This window comes from Mycobacterium sp. D16Q16 (assembly GCF_002013745.1).
Classification (GTDB): domain Bacteria; phylum Actinomycetota; class Actinomycetes; order Mycobacteriales; family Mycobacteriaceae; genus Mycobacterium.
This window is the reverse complement of the sequence record NZ_MAEY01000013.1, coordinates 246,836-264,859: the sequence shown is the minus strand read 5'-3', so window position 1 is coordinate 264,859 and position 18,024 is coordinate 246,836. Positions and strand designations below refer to the sequence as shown.

At 65.3% G+C, this 18,024-nt stretch carries 20 protein-coding genes and 2 tRNA genes; 12 read left to right on the top strand and 10 right to left on the bottom strand.

Annotation, left to right across the window (positions count from 1 at the left end; all coding sequences use genetic code 11):
- Positions 1-28: 28 nt before the first annotated feature.
- Positions 29-1,408 (bottom strand): alpha/beta hydrolase, encoded by a 1,380-nt coding sequence (locus B4394_RS14670; RefSeq protein ID WP_353615249.1) that lies wholly within the window; start codon positions 1,406-1,408, stop codon positions 29-31.
- A gap of 153 nt (positions 1,409-1,561) precedes the next feature.
- Here B4394_RS14670 and B4394_RS14665 point away from each other — a divergent pair, with 153 nt between their 5' ends.
- The 4 genes from B4394_RS14665 (at position 1,562) to lucA (ending at position 4,191) form a co-directional block, all read left to right on the top strand.
- Entirely contained in the window at positions 1,562-2,725 is a 1,164-nt protein-coding gene (locus tag B4394_RS14665; RefSeq protein ID WP_078315454.1) for an MFS transporter, read from the top strand.
- A gap of 48 nt (positions 2,726-2,773) precedes the next feature.
- Positions 2,774-3,352 carry a hypothetical protein gene (locus B4394_RS14660; protein ID WP_286142074.1) on the top strand — a complete coding sequence of 193 codons (579 nt, stop codon included), beginning with the start codon at positions 2,774-2,776 and terminating at the stop codon, positions 3,350-3,352.
- A gap of 41 nt (positions 3,353-3,393) precedes the next feature.
- A tRNA-Ser gene (locus B4394_RS14655) sits at positions 3,394-3,482 on the top strand.
- Positions 3,483-3,507: 25 nt separating this feature from the next.
- Positions 3,508-4,191 (top strand): lipid uptake coordinator LucA, encoded by a 684-nt coding sequence (gene lucA / locus B4394_RS14650; RefSeq protein WP_078315452.1) that lies wholly within the window; start codon positions 3,508-3,510, stop codon positions 4,189-4,191.
- Here lucA and B4394_RS14645 read toward each other — a convergent pair.
- From B4394_RS14645 to ligD, 3 genes are read right to left on the bottom strand one after another with little or no spacing between them, the layout of a single operon-like run.
- Positions 4,188-4,694 carry a hypothetical protein gene (locus B4394_RS14645; protein WP_078311213.1) on the bottom strand — a complete coding sequence of 169 codons (507 nt, stop codon included), beginning with the start codon at positions 4,692-4,694 and terminating at the stop codon, positions 4,188-4,190. The two genes, lucA and B4394_RS14645, sit on opposite strands and share 4 nt — an antisense overlap.
- On the bottom strand, positions 4,691-5,950 hold the full coding sequence (locus B4394_RS14640) for a glycosyltransferase 87 family protein (protein WP_078315450.1): 1,260 nt from the start codon (positions 5,948-5,950) through the stop codon (positions 4,691-4,693). The genes B4394_RS14645 and B4394_RS14640 overlap by 4 nt, the downstream gene beginning before the upstream one ends.
- Positions 5,950-6,978, bottom strand: a complete 1,029-nt coding sequence (ligD, locus tag B4394_RS14635) for a non-homologous end-joining DNA ligase (protein ID WP_078315527.1) — start codon at positions 6,976-6,978, stop codon at positions 5,950-5,952. Before ligD ends, B4394_RS14640 begins: the two co-directional genes overlap by 1 nt.
- 18 nt (positions 6,979-6,996) lie before the next feature.
- Here ligD and B4394_RS14630 point away from each other — a divergent pair, with 18 nt between their 5' ends.
- The 3 genes from B4394_RS14630 to B4394_RS14620 are packed head-to-tail and all read left to right on the top strand — an operon-like array spanning position 6,997 to position 10,414.
- Positions 6,997-8,061 carry an ATP-dependent DNA ligase gene (locus B4394_RS14630; protein ID WP_078311216.1) on the top strand — a complete coding sequence of 355 codons (1,065 nt, stop codon included), beginning with the start codon at positions 6,997-6,999 and terminating at the stop codon, positions 8,059-8,061.
- Positions 8,058-8,924 (top strand): tRNA glutamyl-Q(34) synthetase GluQRS, encoded by an 867-nt coding sequence (gene gluQRS, locus B4394_RS14625; protein ID WP_078315448.1) that lies wholly within the window; start codon positions 8,058-8,060, stop codon positions 8,922-8,924. The genes B4394_RS14630 and gluQRS overlap by 4 nt, the downstream gene beginning before the upstream one ends.
- A 44-nt stretch (positions 8,925-8,968) precedes the next feature.
- Entirely contained in the window at positions 8,969-10,414 is a 1,446-nt protein-coding gene (locus B4394_RS14620; RefSeq protein ID WP_078315446.1) for an ABC transporter permease subunit, read from the top strand.
- Here B4394_RS14620 and B4394_RS14615 read toward each other — a convergent pair.
- Positions 10,411-11,640 carry a cytochrome P450 gene (locus B4394_RS14615; RefSeq protein WP_078315444.1) on the bottom strand — a complete coding sequence of 410 codons (1,230 nt, stop codon included), beginning with the start codon at positions 11,638-11,640 and terminating at the stop codon, positions 10,411-10,413. The two genes, B4394_RS14620 and B4394_RS14615, sit on opposite strands and share 4 nt — an antisense overlap.
- 47 nt (positions 11,641-11,687) lie before the next feature.
- Complete coding sequence (tgt, locus tag B4394_RS14610; protein ID WP_078315443.1) at positions 11,688-12,923, bottom strand: tRNA guanosine(34) transglycosylase Tgt; 1,236 nt, start codon at positions 12,921-12,923, stop codon at positions 11,688-11,690.
- Positions 12,924-12,977: 54 nt separating this feature from the next.
- Between tgt and B4394_RS14605 the strand changes: the two genes are divergently transcribed.
- Together B4394_RS14605 and B4394_RS25770 are read left to right on the top strand one after the other, a co-directional pair.
- Positions 12,978-13,529, top strand: a complete 552-nt coding sequence (locus tag B4394_RS14605) for a DUF4334 domain-containing protein (protein WP_078311221.1) — start codon at positions 12,978-12,980, stop codon at positions 13,527-13,529.
- Positions 13,530-13,601: 72 nt separating this feature from the next.
- On the top strand, positions 13,602-14,135 hold the full coding sequence (locus B4394_RS25770; RefSeq protein WP_286142073.1) for an SRPBCC family protein: 534 nt from the start codon (positions 13,602-13,604) through the stop codon (positions 14,133-14,135).
- Here the strand turns inward: B4394_RS25770 and B4394_RS14595 are convergent.
- Positions 14,114-14,204 (bottom strand) — tRNA-Ser (locus B4394_RS14595). The genes B4394_RS25770 and B4394_RS14595 overlap by 22 nt on opposite strands.
- Before the next feature lie 345 nt (positions 14,205-14,549).
- Here B4394_RS14595 and B4394_RS14590 point away from each other — a divergent pair.
- Positions 14,550-14,846, top strand: coding sequence for an Mtp family mycobacterial-type pilin (locus B4394_RS14590; RefSeq protein ID WP_070951672.1), 297 nt, complete (start codon positions 14,550-14,552; stop codon positions 14,844-14,846).
- 190 nt (positions 14,847-15,036) lie between these two features.
- On the top strand, positions 15,037-15,369 hold the full coding sequence (locus tag B4394_RS14585) for an Mtp family mycobacterial-type pilin (RefSeq protein ID WP_078311223.1): 333 nt from the start codon (positions 15,037-15,039) through the stop codon (positions 15,367-15,369).
- 59 nt (positions 15,370-15,428) lie between these two features.
- Here the strand turns inward: B4394_RS14585 and B4394_RS14580 are convergent, their stop codons facing one another.
- Positions 15,429-15,887 (bottom strand): nucleoside deaminase, encoded by a 459-nt coding sequence (locus B4394_RS14580; protein WP_078311224.1) that lies wholly within the window; start codon positions 15,885-15,887, stop codon positions 15,429-15,431.
- The gene (locus B4394_RS14575) at positions 15,884-16,414 is read right to left on the bottom strand and encodes a tRNA adenosine deaminase-associated protein (protein WP_057967397.1); all 531 of its coding nucleotides are present in this window, start codon (positions 16,412-16,414) and stop codon (positions 15,884-15,886) included. The genes B4394_RS14580 and B4394_RS14575 overlap by 4 nt, the downstream gene beginning before the upstream one ends.
- A gap of 71 nt (positions 16,415-16,485) precedes the next feature.
- Between B4394_RS14575 and B4394_RS14570 the strand changes: the two genes are divergently transcribed.
- The gene (locus tag B4394_RS14570) at positions 16,486-17,445 is read left to right on the top strand and encodes a prephenate dehydrogenase (protein WP_078311225.1); all 960 of its coding nucleotides are present in this window, start codon (positions 16,486-16,488) and stop codon (positions 17,443-17,445) included.
- Here the strand turns inward: B4394_RS14570 and B4394_RS14565 are convergent.
- The gene (locus B4394_RS14565; RefSeq protein WP_078311226.1) at positions 17,442-17,990 is read right to left on the bottom strand and encodes a putative glycolipid-binding domain-containing protein; all 549 of its coding nucleotides are present in this window, start codon (positions 17,988-17,990) and stop codon (positions 17,442-17,444) included. The genes B4394_RS14570 and B4394_RS14565 overlap by 4 nt on opposite strands.
- Positions 17,991-18,024 lie beyond the last annotated feature (34 nt).

The window sequence follows — 18,024 nt, the reverse complement described above, 5'->3', positions numbered from 1 at the left end:
GACGGATTACGTTGCCAATGCTTGCAATTCACGACCCGCTGCTGGGCAGCGGCGTGCTCGGCACCCCGGGCGTACCGAGTCTGCCGGCGACCCAGGGAAAGGCCTGTGCGAACGCCTCCTGCGCGTACGCCCAGTCATGGTTGCCACCGCGCCGCACCACCGCGCAGTCGATGCCCGCGGGCAACGCCGCCTCACACAGTCGACGCGCCGCGATCGGACCGGTGAGCTGCTCCTGACCCGCCCTGATTTTCGCGGTCGTCGATACGTCCAGCCAACCCGCCACGTCCTGGTATCGACGATGGCCATGTATCACCGAGAGCGTGTCGAACAGCGCCCATTGCTTCTCATCACCGCCGTAGAGTCGCTCCACCGTCTGTTCCTTAGTGCCCGCATTGGGAGTGAGGTCGCCGGCCATGTCGACGAAGGTATGGAACAGTTCCGGGTGGGTGATGGCAAAATCCGCCGCGCACGTTCCACCCATCGACCAGCCGACGATACCCCAATTGGCGGGGCTCGAACTCGTCCCGAACTCCGAATTGACGTATGGGATAACCTCTTTGGTGACATGCGCGGCGACATTTCCGCGCGGACCATCCACGCATTCGGTGTCGTTGTTGAAGGTCCCGCCGGTGTCGACGAAGACCAGCACCGGAGTGACGCCATCATGCGATTGCGCGAAACGGTCCATGGCCGCAGCCGCGTTGCCCTGACGTACCCAGTCGGCGGGAGTCGACCACGCCCCGGAAATCATCACGACCACGGGAAGTTTCGGGGGTGCGGGCCGCGCGAACCAGGCGGGCGGCAGATACACGTACTCGGTTCGGTGCTGGAATCCAGAGACGTCAGCCGGGATCTCGACGGGAACCACACGTCCAGTTGCCGTGGCACCCTGGCCCTTCAGATCGCGTACCTCCGCCAGCTCCGCCTCGTCGGGTAGTGGCCCGGCGGTCACCGCGGCCCACGCCAGACGCAGCGTGTCGTAGTAGTCGATCCACTGATTGAGCACAGTCAGCGCCGCCACGAGGCATAGCGGCACCGCCAGGACCATCGCACCGCGACGCATCCATGCTGTCCGCATCCAGCCGGCTATCAAGACAACCAATGCCACTGCGGCAAAACCGATCCAGATCCACAGCATGAGCGGTGGCGGGTTGTCCGCCATTCCTTGCGAGGTGATGTACCAGTACGCCAGCGCACCCACACTCATACCGCAGACAGCGGCACTGGGCACCCACACCCGCAGCCAGCTCCGGGGTCTGCGGTAGAGACCGGCCACCAACGCCAGCGCGGCCAGGACTTGAATCGTCACCGGGAGCCAGCCATGGATGAGCGAAGGGCCGGCGTACAGCGGATTGTTCCGCGCGTAAGCAGGCAGCTCGGCCAGTACCCAGGTCCCCGACGGCGGCACGCCCTGATTGTCCGTGGGATTCCTGTAAGGAGGTTCCGTGCATTCTGGAGAATCGCTGGGAATCGGCCTGTTTGGGTCATCACTGCCCCGAGAGGTGACGGACAACGACGCCGGCGGTTGCCGGTGGCCCCGCGCCCGGCCAATAGTGCAGAAATGACGCGGGTTGTCCTGATCGTGCTGTGTGCACTGCAGGTCACCATGCAGCTCTATGTGTGGATTCCGATTCACGCCGCCGTATCGGCGTCCTACGGCGGACAGAACATGACACCCGCGCTGTCCTCGGCGCTGTTCGGCTACGCCGCGGGGTTCCTGCTATTCGGTCCGATCACCGATCGTTTCGGTCGTCGGCATGTGCTGATCGCCGGGGTATCGGTGATGGCCGTCCTGACCTTGCTGGTGCCCTTTGCCCTCACACCCGCGCTGTTCGGATTGCTGCGAGTTCTTCAGGGCTTCGCCGGCGGAGCGTTCTCACCGTCCGCGCTGAGCTATCTCGGGGAGGCGCTGCCCCGCCGGACGGCGACGACGGCGATTGGCGCGGTGTCCACCGCGTATCTGATGGCCGGGGTGCTCGGGCAGGTGCTGGCCTCCCTCATCACCCAGGCATGGGGATGGCAGTGGCTGTTCTGGGTGAGCGCCGCCGGGCTCGCACTCAATGTGGGGCTGCTGGCGCTCGTCATGCGCGAGGAGCGCGGCGGGGATCCCTCGGCGCGAGTGGTTTCCGGTTTCGCCGCCCAGGCCCGCCTGCTCACCCGCCGGGATATCGCGGTGCCGCTGGCCGCGGTGTTCGTCCTGATGCTGTCGTTCGTCGCGATGTACACGAGCCTGGCGAATCAGCTGGTCGACGAGCTGCGGCTGCCGGAGTCCACCGTCACAACGATCCGGCTAGCGGGCATTCCCGGAATGTTGGTGGCACCGTTCGTCGGATCGTGGGTGGGCAAGGTCGGCACCGAGACCGGGGCGCTGGTGGGGTACGTGCTGGCGGCGGCGGGGTTGGCGGTCGAGGCCCTGGGCGCCGATTCGGTTCCTGTCATCGTCGTCGGCAGCAATATCTTCGTCGCCGGTATCGCCGTCGCGTCGACGGCGATGGTCACCATGTTCGGCGATCGGGCGGCTCCCCGGCGCGGTGCCGGTACCGCCCTGTACGGGTTCACCGTTTTCCTCGGCGCCAGCTCTGCGCCCTACCTCGCGCATGCCCTCGGTTTCCGGCCGCTGCTGGGCGTGCTGGTGGTCGCGCTGATCGGCGGCGCGGCCCTGGTGGCCACCACGCGGCGTGCATCGGGGCCGGTCAAGGCGACGGTAAGTTCCCTCGAGATCTAAGAACTCAATCGCCGTTCGCGCAGCTCAGGGCGTCGTAGGCTACCTCGCATGAGCATGCCGGCACCGCGGCGGCCGCTTCCCCGCTATTGGTATGGCATCGGCGCGGCACTGATCGCGACCGGTGTGATCGGCGGGATCGCACTGTTCATCGCGGGCATCGTCTCCGTTGTTCAGGGACCAACCCACGAATTCGACGGAAATACTTCGGCCACAGTCCCTTTCGCGGCAGGCACTTCGCAGATCATCTATGTCGCCGACGTCAAGGTCGGCACATCGGTAGCAGCGCATACGCGTTGCGCGGCCCGCGACGAGAACAATCGTGACGCGACGCTCCGACGCTACGGGGGCAGCATGTCGATCAACCGATGGAACGCCCTCTATGTAGTTACCGCACAGGAAGCGGGGAACTACACCATCAGCTGTGCCGGACCGGCGGATAGGTACTACGGGGTGGGCCCCAGAGCTGGCACCGCGGCAATCACCGCGACGATCGCGGGGCCGATCGGCGGCGTGTGTCTGGTCGTCGCCGGAATCATCGTCTTGATCGTCACCGCGTCGCGGCGCCGACCCGAATCACCGCCGCATCCCGGCCCTCCGCAGCACCCGTATCCGCACGGCCGCTGGTAGCGGGGCCAGAGCACTCAGCTCAGTCCGCTACCATGACCGACGGAGGATTCGCCTAGTGGCCTATGGCGCTCGCCTGGAACGCGGGTTGGGTTAATAGCCCTCAGGGGTTCAAATCCCCTATCCTCCGCCACTGCAGGACCGCATCAAGGAGGGCAATGGCTGCCGGACGCCGGACGGCGACCATCGTTCTGACCAGCAGCCATGCCGCTCTCTCCTTGATCGCGGGACTGCTTTTTTTCTTCTTCGTGCTGCCCCGCTGGCCCGAACTGAACGGGGCCACCAGCCACGCCTTCGGTACCGGGCTGCGCATCCTCACGGGCCTACTGCTGGCGGCGGCCGGTGTCCCGGCCCTGCTCTCCTGGCGGCGGACTCGTCAGCCCGAGTTCGCGACGCCACAGCTGGCGCTCACGCTGCGCGCGGCCGCCTTCACCGGCCATTTCCTTGCCGGCGCCCTCATCGTAGGAACGGCGATCGCCGAGGTCTGGCTGAACCTGGACCGATTCGGCATCTGGGAATTCGGGGTATACGGCGCGGCAGCGGCCATCGGAATACTGGCCTTCGCGGCGTATCACCTGGCATTCGTGGCCGAGGCCCCAGAAAAGGAACGCACGCCTCGTCCCGCCAAGAAAAAAGCCACCGAGGTCGCGGAACCCAGCACAGGCACCGACGAGACCAAGGCAGCCGACGAGACCCTGATCGAGGAGTCTGAGGAGTCCGAGGCAGTGGAGCCGCCTGTCGATGAAACCGCAGAGGACACCAAAGCCGCCCCAGACATCGAGGACAACGAATCCCTCGAGCCGGCGCGCGGCCTGCGGAACCGTCGCACCCGCAAGTCCTAGGTCACGTCCTTACCCTGAGCGGACAAGACAAGCACCGAACCGTCCTTGGGCGCGAAGGCCTTGACATCCCACCCGCCCTTCGCGGTATTGGTGGACAGCATCCGGTCGAGTTCGTCGCTGCGTTCGAACTGCGCGGAGGAGGGCACACCCGTATCGAGTGTCTTCCACAGACGCGGTCTGGTAGCGAGCACCATGCTGGAGCGGAAGGGCGCGATGTACGCGGACAGCTGTTGCGGCGGCATTTCGATGATCGCGTCGACCCAGTACGTGGTATTCGGACCGGGCAGGGGCTGGTCACCGAAGAAGCCCTGCACCCATTCACCGGTCACCGGTTTCGGGAGCTTGGAGAATCGCTGCTCCAACGGTCCGGAGTCGTAGCGAATTGGCGATGCTCCGGTCTTTTGCGGCGTGTAGGAGGCCTGGGTGGAATCGGGCTCGTTCCATGACGAGCAGCCGCCCACCGCGAGCAGCGCAATGACACAGGTCGCCGCCCACCGCTTCATTCCTGCACGGTACCGGCACGCCGCGATGTGGTTGCGAGTATCCAGATCGCCACCGCAAAGAACAGCAACGGATAGATGGCCGAGTCGAAGACCCTTTCCGCACGCAACATCTGCGCGATCACGGCGTCCCACGCGGTGATGTAGGAGCCGAAATCGGGGTCTATCCGCATAGCGCGGACGTACAGCACCCAGTACCACCACATGGACACGGTCACTGCGGCGATGGCCGTCATCGCGATCCACTGCCCCCGCTGAGCACCACGAGTGATCAGAACCTGGTTGACCAACAACACCATCAGCGGCACCGTCCACACCCAGTGATGTCCCCACGCCAGCGGGGAGACAACACAGCCGACCATTCCCACCACGGTGACCGCCAGCAGCTCCCGGCCATTCCGGTGGGCCCGCCGTGCGGCGGCCATCCCCAGCAGCGCGGCCCCACCCGCGAGAAGAACCCACAGCCACGTTGGCATGGGTTGTGGTGCATAGATATTCGATAACGCGCCACCGATCGACGCGTTGGCCGGATGGTCCAGTGAGCCGATATGTCCGGTGGTACGCACGGCACCCAGCCAGTAGTCGGACGAATCAGAGGGCAGCAGAATCCATCCCAGCGCCACGGTGCCCACCGCCGTCACCATCGCCGTCACCGCGGCCCGCCACTGACGGGAAATCACCAGGTACGGAACGAAGATGATCGCCGTGAGTTTGACCCCCGAAGCAACACCCACCGACCAGCCGCGCCACCGTGCGCCCTCGGGCCGGGTGAGGTCCCAGATGATGAGCGCGGCCAGCACGAGATTGACCTGCCCCTGCCATAACGTTCCATGGATCGGCTGAATATCCCAGGCCACCAAGTTCATTCCCACACACGCGACGACCAGGCGACCATCCGCCGAGAATCCGGAAACCCGCCAGCATCGCCAGATAATGGCGAAGAGCGCTCCCAGATTCACCAGGAACCAGATGACCTTGGCCACCCCCAGCGGAACGAAACCCAATGGGGCGAAAAGCAACCCCGCGAAGGGCGTATACGTGAACCACCCCGCGTCCGGAATCTCCGTGGCATACAACGGCTCACCGTGCAGAACCCGCAGACCGCCGAACCGGTAGGTCATCAGATCGCCACCGTTGCTGAATAATCCGAAGCTGTTGGGGGCATTCAGCGGAATGAGCCAATGCTGCACCAGCACGGCCACGACCCCGGCCGCGAGCCATGCGCCGGCTGCCCGCCACGACATACTGCGGACCGTCACTACTGCTTCCTATCGGTATCCCGGGATGGCTGAACGCGTTTCGGCTCGCCCGGCATCTTCGGGTAGTTCGGCGGATAGGGCATATCGCCGAGTCCATCCGCCTCGTCCCGTTCTACCATCTCAAGCAGCGGCTCGATCGATTGCGGCGCATCGTCCATATCGGCCATGGGGTCTGGACGTTTCCGGAGCAAATTGGGCACGGTCGCGATGGTGAAGTCGTCGGGCTCGGCGTCGACCAGCTCTTCCCACGTCAACGGGGTGGAAACGGTGGCGATCGGCGTTCGCCGCACCGAATAGGCCGATGCCATGGTGCGATCGCGCGCGTTCTGATTGAAATCGATGAAGATGCGCTCGCCGCGTTCTTCCTTCCACCACGACGTGGTCACCTGCTTGGGTGCACGACGTTCCACCTCGCGGGCCAGCGCGATACCGGCACGACGCACCTCGATGAAATCCCATTGGGTTTCGATGCGCAGATAGATGTGGATGCCGCGGCCCCCGGAGGTCTTCGGGTAGGCAACGAACCCCAGCTCGTCAAGCAGTGGGCGCAGCACGTCGAGTGCCACCGACTTGGCTTCGTCGAATCCGGTCCCCGGCTGCGGGTCCAGATCGATGCGCAGCTCATCGGGGTGATCCAGATCGGGATATCGCACCTGCCACGGATGCAGCGTCACTGTGCCCATCTGCGCTGCCCACACGATCGCGGCGGGCTTGGTCACCCGCAGGACCTCGGCGGTGCGACCCGAGGGAAAAGTCACCTCGCAGCTGTCCAAATAATCGGGATAGTGCTTGGGCAGCCGCTTTTGGTAGATCTCCTCGCCGTCGATGCCGTCGGGAAAACGCTGCAGGTGGGTGGGGCGGTCGCGCACCGCGTTCATCATCGGGACGAGTGCCACGGTCCGGTAGTACTCGGCGAGGTGACGCTTGGTGCCGCCATCGGGGCCCAACTGGGGGAAATACACCTTGTCAGGGTTGCTCAGCCGGACGGCGATACCGTCGACATCCAGTTCCTCGGCGGGCGTGGGCATTACCGTCATCATATGGGAATGGACCTGCCCGTCATGCCTCCAATCGCCCCAATGCTTGCCAAACCTGTCGCAAAAATCCCGGGCGACGCGTCGTACGAGCCCAAGTGGGACGGGTTTAGGTCGATCGTCTTTCGTGATGGCAACGAGGTGGAACTGGGCAGTCGCAACGAAAAGCCGCTGACCCGGTACTTCCCCGAACTGGTGACGGCGGTACTGGCTGAGCTGCCCGAGCGCTGCGTGGTCGACGGCGAGATCGTGATCGCCACCGAGTCCGGGCTGGACTTCGAGGCGCTCCAGCAGCGGATTCACCCCGCGGATTCCCGGGTGCGGCTGCTGGCCGAGCAGACGCCCGCCTCCTTCATCGCTTTCGATCTGCTCGCGCTGGGCGACGAGGACTACACCGGGCGACCTTTCAGCGAGCGCCGTTCGGCCCTGACGCAGGCACTGTCTGGGGCCGGGACGTCCGTTCATCTCACCCCCGCCACCACCGACCAGGTCCTGGCACAACGCTGGTTCGAGGAGTTCGAGGGTGCCGGTACCGACGGTCTCATCGCGAAGCCGCTGACCATCGCGTACCAGCCCGACAAGCGCGTGATGTTCAAGATCAAACCCGAGCGGACCGCCGATTGCGTCGTGGCCGGGTATCGGGTGCATAAGTCGGGCGATGATGCCATTGGGTCACTGCTGCTCGGCCTGTATCAGCACGATGGTGCGTTGGCTTCGGTCGGCGTGATCGGCGCGTTCCCCATGGCCGAGCGCAAGCGACTCTTCCAGGAGCTGCAACCGCTGGTCACCTCCCTCGAGGATCACCCCTGGAACTGGGCGGCTCACCAGGCCGGTGAACGCACTCCGCAGAAGAACGCGGGCTCTCGCTGGAATGCCGGCAAGGACCTGTCGTTTGTGGCGTTACGTCCGGAGCGGGTAGTGGAGGTCCGCTACGACCATATGGAGGGTGTGCGGTTTCGCCACACCGCGCAATTCAATCGCTGGCGCCCGGATCGCGATCCACATTCCTGCACCTACGACCAACTCGAACGGCCAATCGCGTTCAGCCTCAACAATATTGTTCCGGGCCTGGTGTGACCGGTGCCGGGCGATTCGCGCCGAGTCCATCGGGTGACCTGCACATAGGCAACCTGCGCACCGCGTTGTTGGCATGGCTGATGGCACGCTCGACCGGCCGCAGGTTCCTCATGCGGGTGGAAGACCTGGATACTCGCACCAGCACCGTCGTAGCGGAACGCCAGCTGGCCGACCTCGCCGCGATCGGCCTGGAGTGGGATGCACCCGTGGTGTGGCAGACCAATCGGACCAGTGCCTACCGCGAGGTTCTCGACTCGCTGGACTCTCGCGGCCTGCTCTACGAATGCTATTGCAGCAGAAAAGATATCGCCCAAGCGCCGACGGCGCCGCATGGACCGCCGGGTGCTTATCCGGGCACCTGCCGAGAACTGTCGGAGTCGCAGCGCGCGCAGCGCCGTGCCGAACGCCCGCCCGCGCTGCGGCTGCGAACGGAGAACTCCACCGTCACCGTGTCGGACACATTGCACGGTGAATACGCCGGCCTGGTCGACGATTTCGTAGTGCGCCGCGGTGACGGTGTGACCGCCTACAACGTCGCAGTGGTGGTCGACGATCACGCACAGGGCGTCGACCAGGTGGTACGCGGCGACGATCTACTGGCCTCCGCGCCCAGACAGGCCTACCTTGGCGCGCTGCTGGGTTACCCGGTGCCCACGTACGCCCATGTCCCGCTGGTTCTCAACACGGCGGGCGCACGACTGGCCAAACGCGATGGTGCGGTGACCATCGCCGATCTGGGTGCCCAGCGGGCATTCGGCTTGATATGCGAATCGCTCGGATACGCGGCCGCGGACGCCGCCGACCTGCTGGGCCAGTTCGGCGCGGAGCGCATCCCGCGCGACCCGTGGATATACCCGGGCTGATCCGAAGCAGCCTGGTTGGCACGAATTCGTGTTAGCCTCCCGCGGTGTTTCGTGCCGTCGCGCTCGCACTTCTGGCACTACTGGCAGTAGCCGGTTGCGGGGGCCCGGCACAGGAAACGCTGCGGGTTGGCACCGAGGGGGTTTATGCGCCCTTCAGTTTCCATGATGAGCGCACCGGAGAGCTGACCGGATATGACGTGGATGTGGCTCGCGCTGTCGGCGAGAAACTGGGCCGTCCGGTGGAGTTCGTCGAGATCCCGTGGGACGCGATCTTTGCCGGATTGGACGCCGAGCGATTCGACGTCGTCGCCAACCAGGTGACGATCACCCCGGAGCGTAAGGCCAAGTACGACCTTTCCACGCCGTATGCGGTGGGCGAGGGCGTGATCGTCACCCGGGCCGACGACCACACCATTCACACGCTGGCAGATGTCCGCGGCAAGGTGGCCGCCGAGAATGCGACAAGCAACTGGTCGCAGATCGCCCGCGACGCCGGAGCCCGCGTGGAGACCGTCGAGGGCTTTACTCAATCCATCACGCTGCTGAGCCAGGGCAGGGTCGATGTCGTCATCAACGACAGCATCGCCGTCTACGCCTACTTGGCCAGCACCGGAGACCCGGCGGTGAAAATCGCGGGGACCACCGGTGAACGCAGTGAGCAGGGGTTCGCGGCCCGGAAGAACAGCGGTCTGCTGCCCGAGCTGGACAAGGCGCTGGATCAGCTGTCGGCCGACGGCACGTTGACCCGCATCTCCGAGAAGTACCTCAAGGCCGATGCCAGCGGCGCCCAGAAACCACAAGCGGGCCAGGGGAATTCCGGCCCGGGAAGGTCCAACACCCGGCTGGTTCTGGACAATCTGTGGCCGATGGCCCGCGCCATGCTCACGGTCACCCTTCCGCTGACCGCCATCAGCTTCACGATTGGGCTGGTCATCGCACTCGGAGTGGCGCTGGCCCGTATGTCCCATCGGCGCGTGCTCTCCAGCCTGGCCCGGCTCTACATCTCGATCATCCGTGGCACACCACTGCTGCTTCAGCTGTTTCTGATCTTCTTCGCCCTGCCCGAATTCGGACTGAAGATCAGTCCATTTCCGGCCGCGGTCATCGCGTTCAGCCTCAACGTCGGCGGCTATGCCGCCGAAATCATCCGCTCGTCCATCCTGAGCATCCCCCGTGGACAGTGGGAGGCCGCCTCAAGCCTGGGCATGAGTTACAGCACCACGTTGTGGCGCATCGTCATTCCGCAAGCCAATCGTGTCGCGGTACCCCCGTTGTCCAACACGTTGATCTCGCTGGTGAAGGACACCTCACTGGCGTCGGCGATTCTGGTGACCGACGTCATGCGCACGGCACAGGTCGCCGCCGCGCCGACCTTTCAGTTCTTCACGCTCTACGTCACCGCCGGCGTCTACTACTGGATCGTCTGCATGGCGATGTCGGTGGTACAGGACAGGCTGGAGGAACGCTTGGCCAAGTCGGTTGCGCGCTAGGCGATACGCACCGGAAGATCGGCGAGCCCGCGCAGCGTGACATGGGGCTTGTAGCTGGGTTCACCGATCAACCACGCATCAGGGAACCGCGCCGTGATCGAGCTCAACGCCAGCTTGGCCTCCAATCGGGCCAGCGGAGCACCCAAGCAGAAGTGTGGTCCGTGTCCGAACGCAAGGTGCTTGATCTCCGCGCGATCGGGATCGAAGACATCCAGATCCGGGCCGATCTCCGGATCGCGTTGCGCGGCAGCAAGCATCAACAACACCCACTCGCCGTCGGGCAAGGTGAAGTCGCGAATGGTCATGTCGCCGTCGGCGACCCGCGCCACCATATGCACGGGCGGGTCATAGCGCAGCGTCTCCTCGATGACCGCAGGCGCTCGATCAGCGTTCTGCCCCAGCAGTTTCCACTGTGTCGGCGTCTGCAGCATGGCCAATGACGCGTTGGCGATCAGGTTGACCGTGGTCTCGTGTCCGGCGATGAGCAGCAGCGTGCAGGTGGAGATGATTTCTTCCTCGGTGAGCTGATCGCCGGCCTCCTCCACCTGGATCAGCGCGGACAGCAGATCGTCACCGAGGTTGCGCCGGCGGGCCGCGATGAGGCGGGCGAAGTAATCCCACATCCAATGGGCCGCCTGGAATCGTGCGTCCATATTGGCAGGCGCCTGACCGGTCAACGCGAAAACCGGGTCCAACCCCTGTGCGAGCAGCGCTGAGGCCCTGCCGAATTCAGGCTCGTCTTCGATCGGCACCCCGAGCATTCGGCAGATTACCGCGACAGGCAGCGGATAGGCGAAATCCGTGACCAGGTTGAAGGTGCCACACAGAGCGATGTCGTCCAGAAGCCGGTCCACGAGGGCCTGGATATCGTCGGCCATCGCGTTGATCACCTTGGGTGCGAATGCCTTCGACGCCAGCTTGCGCAACCGGGTGTGGTCGGGGGCATCCAGCCCCAGGAACGAGGGCCTGGCGATCAGGTTGGGATTCTGTGCAAGCTGTCGCTGGACGATCTTCGACTTGCGACGATCCGAGGACGCCTGTGGGTGGCGCAGCACGGCATTGCAGTCCGCGAAGGTGGCCAGCACACTGACGTCCATACCCGGCGGGTGCACCGGACCGGCCTGCGTCTGCTCGACCAGCTGGCTGTAGACCGGGTAGGGATTCGCACGATTGGCCGGGTCGAGCACCTGAAGCAACAGGGTGCCCGGGTCAGTCGTAGTAGGCATGTGTCCAGTGTGCGCCGGAATTCTGAGATGTGCCTGAGCTTTTTGGCTCAGCTGTAGTAGCGGCCCAGGGTCTCTTCGCGCAGCTCGGCGAATCGGCCGTCCACGATGCTGGCGCGGATGCGGTCCACCAGTCCGATGGTGAATCGCTCATTGTGGATGGTGGCCAAGGTGGAGCCCAACATCTCCCTGGCCTTGAACAGGTGGTGCATATAGGCCCGTGTGTAGTGCGTACAGGTGTAGCAGTCGCACTCGGCGTCGATCGGGGTGAAGTCCCGGCGGTACCTGGCCCCGGTGATGTTCACCCGGCCGTCGCGGGTATAGACGGCGGCGTTACGCGCGACGCGTGACGGAGACACACAGTCGAAGGTGTCCGCCCCCGCGGCCACCGCGGCGAAGAGATCGTCGGGCTCGCTGATTCCGAGCAGGTGACGCGGTTTGTGTTCGGGCAGTTCGGATGTCACCCAGCTGACGATGGTGCCGAGATTCTGCTTCTCCAGCGCGCCACCGATCCCGTAGCCATCGAAGCCTCGGCCTTCTTCGCTGACAAGCGATTCCAACCCACGTGCGGCCTGACGCCGCAGATCCTCGTACTGTGCGCCCTGCACCACGCCGAACAATGCCTGGTAGGGCTTGTCGGCACGCTCGCGCGTCAGCTTCTCGTGTTCGTCCAGGCACCGCTGCGCCCACTCGTGGGTGCGCTGTACCGAATCTTCTTGATATTCACGGGTGTTGATCAGCGTGGTGAGCTCGTCGAAGGCAAAGATGATGTCGGCACCCAACTGATGCTGAATCTGCATGGACACCTCGGGGGTGAACCTATGCGCGGACCCGTCCAGGTGCGACGTGAACGTGACACCGTCGTCATCGACATGCGCGAGCTTGTCCTTCTTCGCCCCGGTGCCCAGGGCACCCAGGACATCGTCGGAGCGGGCCCGGTCGACGTCCATCGCCATGACCTTGCGCGCCCCCGACCCGAGCGAGAGCACCTGAAACCCGCCGCTGTCCGTGAACGTCGGGCCCGGCCAGTTCATGAACGCCCCAAGCCCCCCGGCCTCGTCCACGATGTCGGGGCCAGGCTGCAGGTACAGGTGGTAGGCGTTGGCGAGCACGGCCTGGGCTCCGAGTGCGGCCATGGTTTCCGGCAGCACCGCCTTGACCGTGGCCTTGGTTCCGACGGCAATGAAGGCCGGGGTCTGGATGTCACCGTGCGGGGTGTGGATCACCCCGGCCCGGCCCGCGGTTCCGGGCAGGGTGGCGTCGACGGAGAAGTACTGATCAGTCATCGGGGGTTATTTTGCCCTGGGCGGGTCGTACCCCTGGGTCGTAGGCTCAAGGCCATGACAACGACGTCGGATCTTCTCGCGCTGGAGCATGGCACCACCACCCCAGAAGCCCTGGCTTTCTTCGACAATCTGGCACCCGTGCGATCAGAGGAATTGATCGGCCAGCGCTGGCATGGCGGTGAGGTGCCCACTGGGCATTCGATGGACGGCATCCTGACCGTGTCGGGCTGGTACGGCAAGCAGTTCGACGACCTGGACCACGTGCATCCGCTGCTGTTCAGCGATGGTGGTGGCGACATCTTCGCGGTGGATCCGATGCTGGCACCGATGGGGCTCGCGGGCCGGATCAGCGGCCTGACCGAGTCCCCGATGGTCAAGCGGACCTCGCCGACAGCGTTGTCCGCGCTCAAGCCACTGATCAGGACCAACAAGCACCGCGCGCGGCTGCGCAACATCGAGTTCCGCGGCGCCGTCAGTGCGGCCATGGTCTACGACCACAAGGCGATCATCGACCACTTCCGCAAGGTCGACGACGCCACGCTGCTGGGCATCATGGACCTGCGGGACATGGAGCAGCCGTACTTCTTCACGTTGCGCCGAGACTGAACGCGGTTGCCCCATCGCCTAGGAGTCCTCGCGGCCTGATCGCGTCTAAGCTGCCTCGGTGAGGGCGCTGAAATGATCTTGTTCGAGCGGTCTTTCGCCTATACACCGCTGCACGTGTGGGGTGTGATGGTCGATCCCGATCTGTGGTCGCTACACACCACCGGGTTTCGGCCCGAGGTCGGTTGCGAGTACCGCATCACCCACCCAGCCATCCTGGGCACTCGGCTACTCGGCACCGGCGACTGCACAGTCGTCGCCGCGGATCCGGGTGCGCTGCTCTCTGTGCAGTTCGTCGGCGCGGTACGAGAAGGCGAACCCGCCCGCTGGACCATCAGCCACCGCCTCACCGCCGAGAATGGCGCGACCACTCTCACGACGTATCTGGAAGGGGTCGACATCAACGATCACTCCGAGAAGGTACTGATGCGCATCGTGACCGAGAGCACGGCGCGATCCGCACACCTGCTCGGTGAACGGCTGGCGGACCGCTACCGGATACCGGGCAAGGGCACCGCCGCCGGTCAAGCGGCTCCACGCGGCGAGCAAGAAAATACCCCCAAACTGCGTCAACAGTCAGAGGGTAATGGCGGTGGCGGAGGGATTTGAACCCTCGGACGGGGGTTACCCGTCACACGCTTTCGAGGCGTGCTCCTTAGGCCGCTCGGACACGCCACCGCCGAAGAGACTACAGGCAGGCCGGCCCGATCCCCCAATCGGTTGACCCGGCCACCGGCGACAGGCGCGGCTGCCGCCGCAAGCGAAAGCGCTATATCGCGTTATCACCCGGCGGCGTTAGCAACGCGCCAGCCATATGCGTGAAGTCGCATGGCTGGCAGGAAACTCCCAGCGTGCTGTACGAAATCAGCGGCGTGGCTCCAAGGAAAGTGGCCTTCCATCTTGCTTGTGCAGGTTCTCGTTGGCATCGCGATATCCGCCTCTCGGGGCGGGCGGACGCCGCCGGGCCATCAGCGAGACCGGCACGAGGAGATCGACACCATCACGATGGGAAGGCCCTGACCAATGAAAATTCTTGTAGGAATCGCAGCATCCGCGGCCATCGCCGCGAGCACGCTCGGCCTCGCGGCGACGGCCGACGCGGCACCGGCGCTCCCAGCCCCCAACTACCACTGGTGCCCGGGCGAGTTCTGGAATCCGATCTGGGGATTCAACTGGGAATTCGGCGAATGCCACGACGACTGGCATCGCGACCGCGACGGAGACTGGCACGACCGCGACTGGCGCGGCGATCGTGGCGACTGGCATGACCATGACCGCGGCGACTGGGGGCATGGCCACGATCGCGACTGGAGGCCCTAGCCCAACGTCATCGAGAAGCAACCCCGCCCGCCGGACTCGCTCCAGTGGGTGGGGTTGTTTGCCTTGCACCGCCACAACGCAATGGGTGGGCAATAAGATCCATACGAAATATCTTGACTGACAGCAGGTTTACAGCTCACTGTACGCATAGCGCACGTTGATTGCCAGCAAAGAATGCTTTGCTTTCTTTATGAAAATTCTCGTTGGACTTGCCGCTTCCGCAGCCATAGCCGCAGGCGGGCTCGGCCTCGCCGCCACCGCCAATGCCGCCCCGGCTCCAGAGCTTCCGGCGCCCACGTATCACTGGTGTCCCGGCGAGTTCTGGAACCCGATCTGGGGCTTCAACATGAACTGGGGCGAATGCCACGCCGACGGCATCCTCGACCGCGACCGTCCTGGCGACTGGCGCGGCGACGACGGCCGCTGGCGCAACAACGGCCCCGGCCCGGGTGACAACCGCGGACCCGACCGTGGACCCGATCGCGGTCCCGACCGTGGACCCGGCAACGACTGGCACCGCTAAACCTCCTGAATCGGCCCGTCCGGCGTGCGACCCCGACTCATCAGCGCCGGGCGGGCCACTTACCTTTTCGCCGCGAAGAAGCTCTCGAGCAGGGCTGCACACTCGTCGGCAAGCACGCCGCCGCGCACCTCCGGGCGGTGCACCTGCCGACGGTCCCGCACCACATCCCACAGCGATCCCACCGCTCCGGTCTTGGGTTCCCAGGCCCCGAAGACCACCCGGCCAACCCGCGCAAGCACTAACGCACCGGCGCACATGGTGCATGGCTCGACGGTCACCGCCAGCGTCGTCCCCTCCAGCCGCCAGCCGTCACCATGCTTCGCGGCGGCCTCGCGCAACGCGAGAACTTCGGCATGTGCCGTCGGATCACCCAGGCGTTCACGAGCATTGGCGGTGCGGGCCAGCTCTGTTCCGTCTGCGGCATAGATCACCGCACCGATCGGCACGTCGTCGGCACCAGCCTCCCCGGCGGCCACCAGCGCCGCGCGAATCAGCGCCTCGTCATCCGGAAACGTCACCGATCTAGCTTGTCGAGCACCGCACCGAACTCGTCGGCGAAGCCCATGCGCGCCGCGATCATCCCGAGTTGCTCATCGGGATAGAGATCCGTCTCACTGAGGATCACGCTGAGTACCGGCTCGGGCAGCCCGATATCGGAGAGCAGGCCCAGATCGCCTTCCTCCCACGGATCGACCTCGTCCAGCTCATCGGAATCGAGCTCCGGGACAGGAATATTCAGCCGCTCTAACACCTCGGCGGCGATGTCGTAGTCGATGGCCGCCGTGGCGTCGGAAAGCAGCAGATGCGTTCCCGCAGGTGCCGGGCGGATAATGATGAAGAACTCCTCATCCACATCCAGCAGGCCGAACACGGCACCAGCGCTGCGCAATTCGCGTAGCTCGGTTTCGGCTGCCGCCAAATCGGTGAGCGCTCCAGCCTTCAACGATGTCACCCGCCAGCGGCCCTCTTCACGAACGACGGCCACGCCGAAGCCCTCCAGGCTTTCGGCGCTGGGCCCTGCGGCCTTGGCACGTTGTGCGTCCATGGGCAATACGGTAGTGCCCCACCCCGTGTTGTGACCACAAACAACTTGGTCACGTGTGCCAACCTGATGGGATGAACGCCGCCGAACACGACCACCAACGCCCCCCGATCTGCGTACTTGGCCTCGGGCTCATCGGCGGCTCTCTGGTCCGCGCGGCCACCGCCGCAGGGCGGCACGTCTGGGGATACAACCGTTCCGCGGAGGGCACAGACGCCGCACGGGCGGCCGGTTTCGACGCCACCGCCGACCTGGATCTGGCGTTGCGGCGCGCCCGCAACGCCCGGGCCCTCATCGTGCTCGCGGTACCGGTCCCAGCCCTGCCCGCGCTCCTGACGCGCATCGCGGAGCTGGCCCCCGAATGCCCGCTCACCGACGTCACCAGCGTGAAATCAGCTGTCCTACAACAGGTGTCCCAGCACGGACTGGCGCAACGATTCGTCGGTGGCCATCCCATGGCGGGCACCACGGAGTCAGGGTGGGACGCCGGGGACGCCAAGCTCTTCCGCGACGCGACCTGGGTCGTCAGTGTCGACGACGAGGTCGATCCACTGGTGTTCGCTCAAGTAACGCGGCTGGCCCTGGACTGCGGATCCGTCGTCGTCCCGGCACGCTCGGACGAGCACGACGCCGCCGCCGCGGCCATCTCGCATCTGCCCCACCTGCTCGCCGAGGCCCTGGCCGTCACCGCCGACGGGATCCCCCTGGCGTACTCCCTGGCCGCCGGATCGTTCCGGGACGGCACCCGGGTGGCCGCCACCGATCCGTCGCTGGTGCGCGCCATGTGCGAATCCAATCCGCATGGTGTGCTGCCGGCCCTGGAAGAGGCCATGGCGCTACTCGCGGCGACGTGGAACACCCTGAACGCGGAGAGCTCCGTGGAGCTGCTGGTAGAGGCCGGCCACGCCGCACGGCAGCGGTATGAGGCACACGAACGATTCGACATCACCGGCATCAGCCGGGAGGACCCTCCTTGGCGCGAGCAACTGGCCGAGGCCGGGCGGCAGGGCGGTGTGCTGCGGACCGTGCCCTAGATCCGGAGAGCCAAACCGGGGTATTCCAGCAGGAATCCCTCGTCATCGACGGTGACGGTGGTGTCGGCGACCGGCGAAACCACCTTGATGCCCTTGCCGTCGTTGCGGTAGCTAATGGTGGCCGGGCTGACGACCAAATCCGGGAGGGTCACGTAGACAACGGGCAGCACCGCGCTGCCTTCCTGCTGGTAAAGGCCGGTCCGGCGGATTGGCAGCGCGTTGAAGAAGGGGCTGAACACCACGTCGACGTCCAGAGCCCCGTCGAAGGAGGAACGCGTCGCGCCCTCATGGTTCTGCACGGTCCACATGCCCTCTTCGTCCCGGGCGATGGACAGCTGCCGTTCCCTTTCGGCAACGGTGGTCGACAGCGACAGGCGGTTGGTGGAGCCCGTCTCGTCGGTCACCAAGTCGTATGAGGCACTGAAAGCGGGATGAGCGTCGGACGCGCCGGCCACGAAACGGCCATGCGCACGGATGCGCCGGCCCGACAGTTGGACCCGGGTGGATTCCATACGCGACGCGTCATGGGCGCGCCAGGTCAGCACGGCAGGACCGGTCGCCGCGTCAGTCTGACTGGGG